Raw genomic sequence first — 13,693 nt, 5'->3', positions numbered from 1 at the left:
ATGGCTAACTTGTTTAGAAAGGAAGCCATTGCACATCAAGGGCAAAGGCTAGACGGTGAAGTAACACTTGCTACTCATATGTCGTTCAGTATTGTCGCATTTTTATTGGTTTCAGTAGTCTTAATTTGTATTGCTTACTTGTTTTGGGGTGAGTATCACAGAAAAGAAGTAGTGCCAGGGTATTTAAGACCAACAACCGGATTAAGCAAGGTCTACGCTATCGCACCGGGACTTGTAGATGAAGTTTATGTGGAAGAAGGTGATGTTGTAAAAAAAGGGCAGCCACTTGCCCGAATTAGAATGGATCGACAATTGAGTTCGGGAAAAGGTGCCAACGATACCATCATACAAGAGTTAGTAATACAGAAAGAACTGATTAAGAATAATATCGAGCACGAGCAACAGCTTTATCAGGCAAACAAGAAACGACTACAGAGCCAGAAGAAGCACACCTCAGCAATGTTCGAACAAGCCTTGTCACAACGAACACTGTTAAAGGAAAGGGTTAAATTAAGTCAAAATAAGATAGATGATATTAAGGCACTCATTGAACAAGGCTTCGCATCACAAAGAGAGCTAGAAAATCAACAAGATTCATTACTCGCAATGAAACAACAGCTCGAAGACACTCAGTCTAAAATTCTTTCAACAAAAGACAATCTCAGCCAGTTAGATTACCAGTACGAACAGCTTCCTGTTGAACACGAGGATAAAATCTCGAAGCTTAAGTCACAACTTGCAGGAATCAATCAGCAAATATCACAAGCTGATTCACAACGTAGCTTTGAAATAGTTAGCAACAAAGCTGGTGAGGTAACAAGCTTACTCGTCAATAGTGGGATGATGGCTAATACTAATCAGCCCATCATGACAATACTACCCGTTGAGGCTTCACTCGAAGCTGTCCTTTACGTTCCCACCCGGGCTTACGGTTTTGTTAGTACTGGTCAGCAAACGCGCATTCGTTATCAGGCCTTCCCTTATCAAAGATTTGGTATTTATGAAGGTGATATTACGGAAGTTTCCAAAGCAGTTATTTTACCAAATGAAGCCTCTTTACCTGTGAGCTTTCAGGAACCCGTATACCAAGTAGTCGTTACACTTAAAAAGCAGGGTGCCATGGCTTACGGCGTTACTGTTCCTCTGCAGGCTGGAATGCTGCTCGAGGCCGATATAATGGTTGATAAACGCAGTTTATTCGAATGGCTTCTGGAACCCATCTACAGTATTAAGGGGGCCGTATAATGGAAAATCCAAGACATCTCCTGAAGTTTGGTGGCTCGCGAAAGCTACCAATGATCATGCAAACAGAGGCTGCTGAATGCGGGCTAGCGTGCCTTGCAATGGTTGCGGGCTATCACGGGTACAAGACCGATCTTACACATCTACGTCAGAGCTTTTCCATATCGTTAAAAGGCGCCAGCTTAGAAGAGCTGATGGAAATTGCAGACAAAATGCATATGAGCTCTCGCGCACTCAGACTTGAGCTTGAGCATTTACATCAGCTGAAAACGCCATGTTTACTGCATTGGGATATGAACCATTTTGTAGTCCTTAAAAAAGTGAGTCAGCACCATGTCGAAATCCTCGACCCCGCATTAGGTACTCGACGTTACACCAAAGCAGAGTTTTCCAAGCATTTTACCGGAGTTGCATTAGAGCTTTCTCCTACCAAAGAGTTCAAGTCCGAAGATAGCCGTGTAAATATGAAGCTATCGGATTTTTGGGACTCCATCTCTGGATTAAAGTCTACCCTTCTAAAAGTATTTGTACTGTCAATACTGTTGCAAGTCTTTGCCATTGCAAGCCCATACTACATGCAGCTTGTTGTTGACGAGGTTATTCTTAGCTACGACCAAAATTTGCTTACTGTGCTGGCAATAGGGTTTGCCATACTTATGCTCATAGAAATGATTACCGGGGCAGTGAGAAGTACACTGTTACTTCACTTCGGAAACTTATTGAGTATACAGCTTGGTGCAAACCTGTTTCACCACTTAGTCAGGCTACCCTTGCAATATTTCGAAAAAAGACATATCGGAGATGTTGTATCACGATTCGGCTCTTTACAGCAGGTTAAGAGCCTTTTGACCGAAGGTGTTATCGCAGCCCTTATCGATGGCCTTATGGCGATCACTACACTAGTAATGATTTTTATATACAGTCCCAAATTGAGCTTAGTTGTTCTAATTGCCATGCTCATTTATGCCGCTTTTAGAATTGCGATGTACAAGCCTCTTAGGCAGATGTCTGAGGAAGTCATTGTTAGTCAAGCAAAAGAACAATCTAACTTTATGGAAACGGTAAGGGGTATTCAGACAATTAAATTGTTCGGTCGTGAAGTTCAACGCCAAGGTGTATGGCACAACAAGTTTGCTGACTCTTTAAATGCTGGTATCAGAGTTGGGCATTTAAACATTGGTTACCAAGCTTTCAATAGCTTTATCTTTGGCATCGAAAACGTTCTGGTTGTTTACTTCGCCGCAATGCTTGTAATGAGTGGTGACCTTACAGTGGGTATGCTATTCGCTTTCATGTCATATAAACGTCAGTTTACAGAAAAAGCAGCTAACCTAATTGAAAAACTCATTGAATTTAAGATGCTTAACCTGCATTTCAACCGATTGGCCGATATATCGCTGACCGAAAAAGAGCAGAATCTTACAGGAAGCAGAACGTCTCGCCCCCTGGAAGGTACGCTAAATTTGAAAAACGTGACTTATCGCTACAATGAAAAAGACCGCCCCGTTTTCTCTAACTTAAACGTAACCATCAACGCCGGCGAATCCGTGGCGCTTGTAGGCCCTTCAGGGTGTGGAAAAACCACTCTGGCGAAAGTCATGCTAGGTTTATTCTCTCCTGAGTGCGGGCAAGTTGAAGTAGATGGAATAGATATAAAGCAAATGGGCTTGGGTGAATATAGAAAGCAAGTTGGCGCCGTTATGCAAGATGATCAGCTTCTATCAGGTTCAATCTCGGATAATATTTCTTTTTTTGACCCTCAAAAAGATATGGAACGCGTTGAGTGGGCGGCTAATATCGCAGCCATAGATAAAGATATTAGCCAAATGACCATGGGCTACAATACCTTGGTGGGTGACATGGGAGCAGCTTTATCTGGCGGCCAAATTCAGCGCTTATTGCTCGCTAGAGCACTTTACAGAAAACCAAAAATTTTATTTATGGATGAGGCCACTAGCAATTTAGATACGACGCTTGAGGCATCTGTAAATAATGCTATTAAATCGCTAGATGTAACCCGAATTATTATTGCCCATCGTCCCGAAACGATTGCAAGTGCAGACAGGGTTTTAGAGCTGAGGTATGGAAAGCTGATAGAACGCGTTAGGCCGAAGGCATACAAAGATAAAGAGGCCTCGACACCTCGTGTTCTGAATATCGACGGTGAACCTACAACGGGTGAATACGAACCACTAGGAGCAGACTTCGAGTTAGCCTAGCTGGAACTAATTTGGTCGCGAGGCAAAATACTCGTGGCTAAATGTGCAACAACTGTAAAAGAAAAAGCTCGCTCTAAAGAGCACTACGATTAAATGTGATAAGGAAAAATAATGGAAACTCTTAATCAAAATGAAGCCAAGAATATTTCTGGTGGTTTACTGTACGCTGACAACCCAATAATGTTCGAACAGCACTATGGATATCCAATGCCGCCATGGGCACTTTTCGCGCTTAACCTTAACCTTAACTAGGTTTAGGTCTAACACTAACGATTATTGATTATCTTTTGGAGGGCGAAAACACTTTCGCCCTTTTCTATATATTCGCCATCATTCATTTTTTGTTTAATCAACTCAACAGTACTTCCTGTATACAATCCTAGGTTGGATAGCAATAACTGTTTCCATCATTTAAGATCTCATTATTCAATTTTACTAAATATTCATCTTAAGTAATGAAGAATTCCTAACGTACAACTTCCAATGAGAAATTAAAAAATAAGCGTCTAAATAAAGACCCTAAATTCCGCTAAAATTTAAAACCTCCGTACCGTTTGCTACTCCCAAGCTTTGCCATAATCAATCAAATTTTTTATTAATATTTATTTGATAGATCGGTATAAACATCAATTAAACGCTTCTCTACATTAACTACTTGAATTGCTATTTTCTGTGAAAAATATACTGTCAAAAAAATATTCTTAGCAAACCATACTTTTAAAAAAACAGCCTTATGAAAAGATAACAATTAAACATATCTATTTGATATTATTCTTTATTTTATCTTTTAAGTGAAATTTGATTTTTACTTCACCTCAAATAAATAATAGCTTCGCAAATAGGAAAAATAGACTAGAAAACATTAGCGGGCACGCTCAGTCTAATAAGCTTAGCTGAATAAGGGCTTGTCCACATCAATACCAATATTGAAAACTTGAAAAGGGAAACGTCCATGCACCACGTCATACTAGGCCACCAGAAAGACCTGCACGCGACTTATATGCTTGACGCGATGCGAAAAAAAGGGCTCAACGCACATCTGTTGCAGTCAAGTGACTTTCCTCGCTGTATTCAATTGGCATACTCACCGACAGATGATTTTGGCCATTTGCTCTTGAGCGATGGTAACAAACTGGCTTTCAACGAAATTACGTCGGTGTACTGGCGAAATTTTTGCGGTGTATCAGATGAAGCACATAGAGAAAATTTTGGCACGGCTGAGTATATTTCAGCGAGAGATAGCATGGCATGTTTGCGTAGCTGGTTTAATGTATCAGGGAACACACTATGGGCTAATAGTTGGCAAGCCTACGAGCATCATAAAGAAAAGCCATGGCAGTTATTAAAGGCAAAAAGACAGGGCTTAAACGTTCCAAGAACATTAGTCACCAACGACCTCGATGAAATTCTAAATTGGTATACAACTTTAGAAAAAAGCATATTTAAACCCGTTACGGGGGGCAGTCACACTGAGATTTTGTGTGCGGAGCATTTTGAAAGTGCTCGCATTACCGATGCGCTTACTAAATCGCCAATAACTGTTCAGGAATATATCGAAGGCACTAACATCCGAACCTTCGTTATCGGTGATCACGTTTTTTCAGCAGAACTTCGTAGTGATTGTGTCGATTTTCGCGAAGATAAAAACATGGGCGTTATTCCAATCGAAACGCCAAAAGATGTCGTCTTGCAGGCAATATCGGTTATGAAAGCACTTCATATGAACTGGACTGCTATTGACTGGCGAAGAGACAAACACGGCGTGTACTACTTTCTGGAGGCGAACCCGTCGCCTATGTTTTATGGGTTTGAAGCCCAAACTGGTATACCCATTACAGACCACCTGATTTCGCTTTTAGCAAAAGGTAAATCAGGCTTTTCACAGGAAAAGAATATGCATCTGGTAACCGCTTAGATGCGCTCAGTTTCAGTATAATTTACTGAAAAAACAGCTTTCGGCGAGAAGGCAAAATTAACTTTTAATATGTAATAAGGAAAAACTATGCACCCATTTGCATTGAATCAAACAGCGACAGCGTTAGTAACAGGCGGCACTAATGTAACTACACCTAACGATGGAAAAGCACTTATCGATAGAAAAATTGGTGTTTTCCCAGAATTTCCACCTATTTATACAACTATGGCATACGGCGAGGAAGGTGGCGAGTTTCCACCGATAATTACTCTCTAATTTGAGCAAGCTTTTCAAATTAACAGTAAGCTATTAGTTGAACACTCATTCTCTTTGTACAAGGCTTGCGCCTTCGTATTTATTCGGTGAGATAACAAGTTTTCGGCAGCAATAGCGCATGCTGAGAGAACAGCCTTCTGGCGGGAAGGCTTCTTTAATAAACAACAGGTAATAAGGAAAAATTATGCACCCATTTGCATTAAATCAACAAGAAACAAACTTAGTCACTGGTGGGACATATCAGGTTAATCCTATTAGCGGCAAAACGTTTGACGATAGGCCAACCGGCGTAGCGCCCAAATACCCTATCATTGAGTTTCTCCCTATCTATACTACGATGGCGATCGGCGAAGAAGGCGGTGAATATCCAGTTGAAATATATCGGTAACCAATTGGCTTCAATATTTCTGTTGCGAACACCGAAATTACGATTGCGATTTAGTGAACAGATAGAGATTTCGCCCCAAAAAATAGTAGTCTACGCTCTGAAATAAAAATCTGGCGATAAATTATATGAAAAAAGAGAAGCTAGAAGTTCAGCTTCTCTTTTCTTGCTCCATGTTACGTTGGTCGCGTAGACTTATAGGGTGTCTCAATTTCATTAATGGTTGCATACACTTAATCAAAAGATAACTCACATACCTAAAGATTTAGCAAGCCCCCCTATTTAAGAAAAATTTTTCTCTCGCTTGCATTTTCCTACACGGCTGAGCTCAGCACACCTATACTCAAGTATGAGCAGAGCTTCATACACTTCAAGACACTCAATCTTCATTGAGTGCTCATTAGAAGTTCAAATATACGAGAAGAATCGGTTGTATTAGAAATAACACCAAATACCGGAGCAACGATCTTTGTTAGATTGACGAAATTAGCTTTTTGTCAATTCACCGGTTTAAACTTCAAGCGCTACCGAGCAGTTCGTCAAATAGCACTTGATGGCGCATTTGTTGTTTTACCGTGCGAAGTCGTTGTGCGGTAACAATAGCTTCTAAATCATTCAACGCAATCGCAAAGTCATCGTTAATAATGACGCTATCGAATTCATTGAAATGAGACATTTCCGCCACAGCCTGAGCCATGCGCCCTGCAATCACTTCATCACTGTCTTGACCGCGGTTATTTAAGCGCTGCTCTAGCACGTCGAGTGAAGGCGGAAGAATGAAAATACCGCAGGTGTCTGGCATAAGCTTTTTGACTTGACGCGCCCCTTGCCAATCGATATCTAGAAATACGTCAATGCCACGGTGCAAGGTTTGTTCAATCGTCACACGCGATGTACCGTAATAATTGCCAAACACTTCTGCGTACTCAAAAAATACACCTTGCTCAATTAGCGCTTCAAACTGCTCTCGACTTACAAAATGGTAGTGCACACCGTCGACTTCACCCGGGCGAGGCTTACGTGTTGTATGTGATACAGACACCTGCATAGGTGTAGCTGTATTACTCTCATACTTTTCCATTAGCGCCTTAATAAGGCTTGATTTTCCGGCCCCTGAAGGAGCCGCAAGAATGAATAAATTGCCGAGTAGTGAAGCCATAGGATATTAAAATTCTATCAAAATGTGGTGATTTCAAGTGGCGATGATAGCATATTAAGCGGTTGTGCCGTACCTTTCATTGCTTAGTGAATACATGGTTCACTCTATCAAGCTTATGCCGATTGGTTACCACAGCAAAAATTAATGGGGTCAGAGTACTTTATCTGGCCCCAAATGTACTCTGACCCCAAAACTAGGAAATAAAGCATGACTCAGCAACTTCTGCCGTGCGTAGAGATAAATCCATCCACTACGCCTGATGCCTGCGTTATCTGGCTTCACGGTCTTGGCGATTCAGGCCACGGCTTTGCGCCTATTGTGCCCGAGCTAAAACTTCCCGAATCAATGGCGGTTAAATTTCTCTTTCCCCATGCTCCAGAACGTCCGGTGACTATCAATGGGGGTATGAGAATGCGCGCTTGGTATGATATTAAATCGTTAGATTTTGACAGCCGTGCGGATCTTGAAGGCGTGAAAGAATCGGCTACACAAGTAGAAACGCTTATTGAAGCACAGATTGAAAGTGGTATTCCTAGCGAGCGCATTGTGCTTGCGGGGTTTTCTCAAGGCGGAGTCATTGCCCTACATTTAGCGCCTAGGTATGCCAAAAAACTTGCGGGTGTTATCGCTCTATCCACTTATATGTGTGAACCAACGCTACTGAAAAGCGAAGCAAAAAGTTCAAACCGTGAAACGCCTATTATGATGGCGCATGGAGAACAGGACGAAGTTGTTCCAGTGTTTATGGGTAATGCTGCATTTAAAACGCTAAGCGAAAGTGACTTCAATGTCACGTGGCAGACTTACACTATGCAGCATAATGTATGCATGCAAGAGCTTAACGACATAAGTGCGTGGCTTCAAAAAGTTTTAGGCTAATGCCTCAAGAGTCTGTTGTCTCTTGCTGCAAATTACATTCACATAACAGAGAGCAACAGGCCCTAGTATTTAAACAAAAGAAAAAGCTGGTGAAGCGACAATAGCCAGCTTTCTGTTTAGCCTGAGTGGTGACAGGTCTGTCGATTAAAAAGACCTCGCTTTCCGTCTCTTCTTTGTTTCACGTTTATTCCAACACTATTCGACGACTCTGTTTCGCCCTGCGTTTTTGGCTTTGTAAAGGTTGTCATCGGCCTGTTTCAAACAAGCGTGCAGGTTTGTATCTGTAAGCGCTGTTGCTACGCCAAAACTTGCGGTTATCGGAAGATAAATATCGCCTTCGATAAACGGATTAGCCTCAATAGCCTTTCTCATTTTTTCCGCTAACTTTACCGCTTGACTCAGTGTCGCGTGTGGAAATAAAACCAAAAACTCTTCACCACCGGTTCTAGCAACCACATCGGTAGTTCTTACTGCTTCTTTCATAAGGCGAGTAATATGTATCAGTACTTCGTCTCCAATGTCATGACCATAGGTATCGTTTATTGTTTTGAAGTGGTCAATATCCACCGCCACCGCACTTAGAGGAAAGTAAGCACCAGGGTCTTGCATTGCGCGTACAAAAAAAACGGCTTCAAGGAAACGTCGATTAGGCAGTTTTGTAAGAGGATCGGTATTAGCTTGACGTATGCGCTCTAAATTTTCACGCAGCATTTCTTTCCTACTTTGATGCCAAAAATTCTCGCCTATAAAAGCGACACATATAAAACAGAACGTAGCGATTAGAAAGCGGGAAACATGTTCAGCTGGGTACTGAGCCACTATTTTTTCTTGATTGTAGAGCATAAAAATAGCGATCCCCATGGTCACCGCTACGTAAACCATAGCGGGCTTAAAACGCACAACAACTATCTGTATAAATAGCAGGGGAAAAACAAAATAAAGCCCTGTGTTATTGAACCCGCCGGTATAAACCAAGCCGTTGATAGTGAACGCCACCACTAGACCTGCAAAGTAATAAAAGACATCGACGCGAGGGAACAAATGGGATAACGCGACATTGGCATAAACCAGGGCGGACGACCCAGCCAATGTTCCAACAAGTAGCGGACTGTCTGTGCCAATGTTTATCCACGCCATAAATGCCATGATGGTACCACCAACATACGATATGAAGTATAGCGTTAAGCGCCTACGCTTTGCTTCTGCTTCATCTTGCTGAGCACCTCTAAGTAACTGGCGCAACGACGCATTGTCCATAAAAAGACTTATCTCCGCATTCAAACCAATTAATCAATGATTCCATTTAGCATAGACCGAACGGGCAATAATAACCAAGGAGAATACTGTGCGTAATTTCAAACATTAATACAGAAAATGCGTATACTACGGGGTATCTCGTATGACGTTATGTAATACATCGTTTTAGTTTCTTTTTATAGAGTTTGGAATAGCCATGAGTCACCTCAACACTACCCGTACCGTTAGAATTGCTACAAGAAAAAGTGCTTTAGCACTTTGGCAGGCTGAGTATGTGAAGGCAAAATTGTTGGAGCATTATCCTTCAATGACCGTTGAGCTTGTGCCTATGAGCACGCAGGGCGATAAAATCCTTGATACACCTTTGGCTAAAATTGGTGGCAAAGGACTTTTCATCAAAGAACTTGAGATTGCCATGCTTGAGGGCCGTGCCGATATTGCTGTGCACTCTATGAAAGACGTGCCGGTAGACTTTCCTGAAGGTTTTGGCCTTCACGCTATTTGTAAGCGCGAAAACCCGTTCGACGCGTTCGTTTCAAATAACCACGACAGTTTAGATGCCCTGCCTCAAGGCGCAGTTGTAGGTACGTCTAGCCTTCGCAGACAATGCCAAATTCGCCAGTACCGCCCTGATCTTGTTATTAAAGATCTCCGTGGTAATGTCAACACGCGTTTAGCTAAGCTTGATGCGGGTGACTACGACGCCATCATTCTTGCTTCTGCTGGACTTATTCGCCTTGACATGGAATCTCGTATTCGCATGCCGTTACCTGCTGATATTTCACTACCTGCCGTCGGCCAAGGTGCAGTTGGTATCGAGTGTCGCAACGATGACGAAGAGCTTATTAACCTGCTACAGGCGTTGAATCATGCAGACACCAACACTCGTGTTACTGCAGAACGTGCCATGAACGAAAGGTTAGAAGGCGGCTGCCAAGTACCAATTGGTAGCTTTGCGACGCTTGATGGCGACGTGCTCACATTAACCGGCATGGTTGGTAAGCCAGATGGCTCTGAACTGCTCTTTGCTTCTGCTACAGCATCGCGAGAAAAAGCAACAAGTATAGGTGTTGAAGTCGCAGAATCACTGCTTGAGCAAGGTGCAGGCGAAATTTTAAAGGCGCTCTATAACTAAGTTATAGTTTGTCGAATGCGTGCAGGTTTACGCGGTAAATTATAAGGATTAGAGTTCGTTAATATGTTGCTTTTTACACGCCCACTGCCAAAGCTAAAAGCAAGTGCTTCAGCGTTTGAAAAAGCTGGAATTGACGCGGTGGGCGTTGCAACATCTGACATTATTGATATTTCTTCTGAAAGAAAAGCTGCTGCAGAATTTTTAGCATCGCATGCCGTAAACGCAATTGTTGTTACCAGCGTATATGCTGTAGAAACCGTTATTGAAGGCTTACGCGAAACGGCTAACGAATTACCATTAATCATAGCTGTAGGCGATGCCACTGCACGAAAATTACAAGCGGCTCTTCAGGCGTTCTCATCGGCGCAGGTCGCTATTCCCGAAGCTCATACATCCGAAGGAATACTGGCAATGCATCAACTCAATGAGGCAAACTGTCAGCATGTGGTTATCATTAAGGGTGAAGGCGGGCGCGACGCTATAGCTAATGGGTTAACCGAAAAAGGGGTTCTGGTAAATAGCTTTTGTGTTTACAAAAGAGAGCAACTTACGAACCCAATTTACACAAAACGGTGGAAAATAAGCGAAGTTAGCGGCATTATCGCAACAAGCGAAGCAATGGCACTGCAACTAATAGCCCAATTTGGAGCCGCACTAAAACCTATTAAATGGTTAACAGTAAGCGACCGAATTGCAAAAAGCCTCGTTAGCCAAGGCATCAACGAGGTCGCGGTTTGTCAGCGAGCCACCGATCAGGCACTCATCGCCTGGGTAAAGGATAACTGGGAGTATTGAATGGCCAACAACAATGAAAGTAGCCCACAAAAAGAGGAACTCGTGAAAGTGGAAGCTGAAAAAGACGTTATAGAATCTTCTGCGACGCACAGTGAATCAGCACCGTCGGGAGCTGCTAAAAAGAAATCATCGGGAAATGGTCTACTGTGGTTTGTTGTAATCATCCTTTTCCTTATTGTGCTTGGTATGGCTAGCGCAGGTTACTGGTATTACATGCAGCAACAGTCGGCAAGCAAAAGCTCTGAGTCTGCACTTCAAACTACAGCCTCTCAGCTAAATGCAATAGAGCGCGAACGCGCTGATATTGTTGCCTCTATCGACAACGTAGCTCGCACGAATAAAACGCTAGAAAACACGGTGGCTGAGTTAAAAGCACAGAATGAAAAGCTTAGCCTTCAAGCTGAATCTACACTTCAACAGCTCAACAACATGGAAGGTCGCCGCCCGGCAGACTGGCTAATCGCTGAAGCTGATTATCTGGTTCGCATGGCAGGCAGAAAACTCTGGTTAGAGAACGATGTACGCACAGCTATTTTGCTGCTAGTTAATGCAGACAAGCGTTTAAAATCATTAGCCGACCCGTCGCTGCTACCAGTTCGCGCCAGTCTAGCGGAAGATATTCAAACCTTGCAGCAGCTAAATCCTGTGTCTCAAAGTGCCGTGGCGCTTGCCCTTACCGGCATGATTGCACAAATTGATAAACTGCCCCTTGATACCTTCGAAAAGCCAGAAGACGCTAATGCAGAAGACACCACGTTATCAGAGTCTACAGACGACTGGCAGGAAAACCTTGCTAAAGTGTGGCGTTCGCTGGTGAACGACTTTCTAACTATAAAGACCATTGAAGGCCCGGTTGAGCCAGTACTTTCATTAGAAGCCCAGTTCCTATCAAAAGAGCAGCTTCGCCTGCAGCTTATGCACGCGCAAACCGCCGCACTTCAGGGCGATGCAGGGCTTTACAGCCAGTCGCTTCAATACGCCCAAACGTTAATTATTGAAAAGTTCGACACAGAAAAAAGCCAGGTAACCGGCTTTGTGGATGCGCTACAAAACCTCATTGCTACCGATGTATCGCGCCCAATCCCTACAGAGCTAGCGTCACAAAAACCGTTGGAGCGTTTGCTGGATAGTCGCGTTAAGCAGGTGTTCGGACAAGGAGCAAGTGCACTATGAAATGGTTAGCTATTGCCCTTGCGGTATTAGCCGCATTCGTTCTTGCACTCATTGTCGGCCCGATGTTGTTAGGAGACCAAGGCTACGTACTGTTCACTTTAGGTAATACTGCTGTTGAGATGAATATAATCAGCTTTGGCATCTTATTGATCGGTGCCATCATTGCCTGGTACGTACTATCTCGACTTGTATTGTGGGCGTTAAGCCTAGTCACAGGTTCACATAAATGGTTTGGCACTTTAGGTGAGCGCAAACGCAAACGAGCGTTTTACGACGGCTTACATGCTATGGCCGCAGGTGATTTTGATACGGCTCAAAAGGCGTTAAGCAAAACTACCAACGGCGATTTCGAAGGCGTTAACTACTTAGCCTCAGCGCAAATTGCTTTTACTAACGACGATTTGGGCAAAGCCCGTTATTTCCTTGTTCAGGCAACTGACTTTCCAAAAGCAAAAGTCGCCGCAACAGTCATGCACGCGCGTATTGATATAGCTGAAGAGAAATACGATGCGGCACTAGAGAAACTTAACGAGCTTGAAGAGCAAGAGCGCGAAAACAAGCAAGTTGTGCAGTTAAAAGCACAAATTCTTGCCAAGCTAGGTAAGTGGCAAGTACTTCAGGAGAATTTGTCGGGCTGGCGTAAAGCATTGCCGAAATCTGATTACACCACATGGAGCCAGCGCATCGCCAAAGGTAAGTTTGCCGAAATTGCCAGTAAACAAGGTGCTGTCGAGCTTAAATCGTATTGGGACACCCTACCTCGTAAGCTTCGTCACGACGATGCTTACCGCGCGGCCTACATTCAACAGTTGCTTGACCAAGGTATGCATGCCGACGCACAGAATCTGCTAGTTGAATGGCAAAAACGTGGCCCGAATAACGCCCTGTTTCCGCTGTTCACGCAGCTTAATATTCCTGATGCTTCGCCATCACTACGCTTGCTTGAAAGCTGGATAAAGCAAGACGAAGAAAACGTGTCGCTATATTCCACACTAGGCCAAGTTGCGTTTAACTCAGGCGATGATGTATTGGCTGAAAAAGCGCTACTTAAAGCTAGTAAGATGAAATCGCGTAAAGAAGACTTACTGCTGCTCTCAGCTATTAGCGAACGCAAGCACGACACAGCCACCGCACTTCAGCTTTACAAAGAAAGTCAGCAGCTAGCCAGCTAAATGAATATTCATTAAGCTTTATGGTAGTACTTGTATTACTCGTAAAATTGAATATATAGTAATAAGGAATTCTCAATTCGGGTTGT

General features: G+C 43.1%; 13 protein-coding genes. 11 read left to right on the top strand and 2 right to left on the bottom strand.

The features are described 5' to 3' along the window. The 6 genes from V7R42_RS14075 (at position 1) to V7R42_RS14050 (ending at position 6,040) form a co-directional block, all read left to right on the top strand. On the top strand, positions 1 to 1,245 hold the full coding sequence (locus V7R42_RS14075; protein ID WP_334020901.1) for an HlyD family secretion protein: 1,245 nt from the start codon (positions 1 to 3) through the stop codon (positions 1,243 to 1,245). Further along, the gene (locus tag V7R42_RS14070; RefSeq protein ID WP_334020900.1) at positions 1,245 to 3,461 is read left to right on the top strand and encodes a peptidase domain-containing ABC transporter; all 2,217 of its coding nucleotides are present in this window, start codon (positions 1,245 to 1,247) and stop codon (positions 3,459 to 3,461) included. Before V7R42_RS14075 ends, V7R42_RS14070 begins: the two co-directional genes overlap by 1 nt. Positions 3,462 to 3,572: 111 nt before the next feature. After that, entirely contained in the window at positions 3,573 to 3,713 is a 141-nt protein-coding gene (locus tag V7R42_RS14065; protein ID WP_334020899.1) for a hypothetical protein, read from the top strand. Between the two features lie 700 nt (positions 3,714 to 4,413). Further along, the gene (locus V7R42_RS14060; RefSeq protein WP_334020898.1) at positions 4,414 to 5,376 is read left to right on the top strand and encodes an ATP-grasp domain-containing protein; all 963 of its coding nucleotides are present in this window, start codon (positions 4,414 to 4,416) and stop codon (positions 5,374 to 5,376) included. 87 nt (positions 5,377 to 5,463) lie between these two features. After that, positions 5,464 to 5,652, top strand: a complete 189-nt coding sequence (locus V7R42_RS14055; protein WP_334020897.1) for a hypothetical protein — start codon at positions 5,464 to 5,466, stop codon at positions 5,650 to 5,652. Positions 5,653 to 5,836: 184 nt separating this feature from the next. Continuing rightward, positions 5,837 to 6,040, top strand: a complete 204-nt coding sequence (locus V7R42_RS14050; protein WP_334020896.1) for a hypothetical protein — start codon at positions 5,837 to 5,839, stop codon at positions 6,038 to 6,040. 514 nt (positions 6,041 to 6,554) lie between these two features. Here the strand turns inward: V7R42_RS14050 and gmk are convergent. After that, entirely contained in the window at positions 6,555 to 7,196 is a 642-nt protein-coding gene (gene gmk, locus V7R42_RS14045) for a guanylate kinase (protein WP_334020895.1), read from the bottom strand. A gap of 207 nt (positions 7,197 to 7,403) precedes the next feature. On the opposite strand from gmk, the gene V7R42_RS14040 reads away from it, so the two are divergent. Further along, positions 7,404 to 8,075 (top strand): alpha/beta hydrolase, encoded by a 672-nt coding sequence (locus tag V7R42_RS14040; protein WP_334020894.1) that lies wholly within the window; start codon positions 7,404 to 7,406, stop codon positions 8,073 to 8,075. 195 nt (positions 8,076 to 8,270) lie between these two features. Here V7R42_RS14040 and V7R42_RS14035 read toward each other — a convergent pair whose 3' ends face one another. Then, complete coding sequence (locus tag V7R42_RS14035) at positions 8,271 to 9,332, bottom strand: GGDEF domain-containing protein (protein WP_334020893.1); 1,062 nt, start codon at positions 9,330 to 9,332, stop codon at positions 8,271 to 8,273. A 196-nt stretch (positions 9,333 to 9,528) separates the two neighbouring features. On the opposite strand from V7R42_RS14035, the gene hemC reads away from it, so the two are divergent. The 4 genes from hemC to V7R42_RS14015 all read left to right on the top strand — a co-directional run bounded on the left by hemC (position 9,529) and on the right by V7R42_RS14015 (position 13,607). Then, positions 9,529 to 10,467: a hydroxymethylbilane synthase gene (hemC, locus tag V7R42_RS14030; protein ID WP_334020892.1), complete on the top strand. Its 939-nt coding sequence runs from the start codon at positions 9,529 to 9,531 to the stop codon at positions 10,465 to 10,467. A gap of 63 nt (positions 10,468 to 10,530) precedes the next feature. Further along, a complete protein-coding gene (locus V7R42_RS14025) occupies positions 10,531 to 11,262 on the top strand; it encodes a uroporphyrinogen-III synthase (RefSeq protein WP_334020891.1) in 732 nt (243 codons plus the stop codon). Further along, on the top strand, positions 11,263 to 12,435 hold the full coding sequence (locus V7R42_RS14020; RefSeq protein WP_334020890.1) for a uroporphyrinogen-III C-methyltransferase: 1,173 nt from the start codon (positions 11,263 to 11,265) through the stop codon (positions 12,433 to 12,435). It abuts the gene before it with no gap. Beyond that, entirely contained in the window at positions 12,432 to 13,607 is a 1,176-nt protein-coding gene (locus tag V7R42_RS14015) for a heme biosynthesis HemY N-terminal domain-containing protein (protein WP_334020889.1), read from the top strand. Before V7R42_RS14020 ends, V7R42_RS14015 begins: the two co-directional genes overlap by 4 nt. Positions 13,608 to 13,693 lie beyond the last annotated feature (86 nt).

Source organism: Alteromonas sp. S015 (assembly GCF_036864485.1).
Taxonomy (GTDB): domain Bacteria; phylum Pseudomonadota; class Gammaproteobacteria; order Enterobacterales; family Alteromonadaceae; genus Alteromonas.
This window is presented reverse-complemented; position numbering and strand designations above follow the sequence as displayed.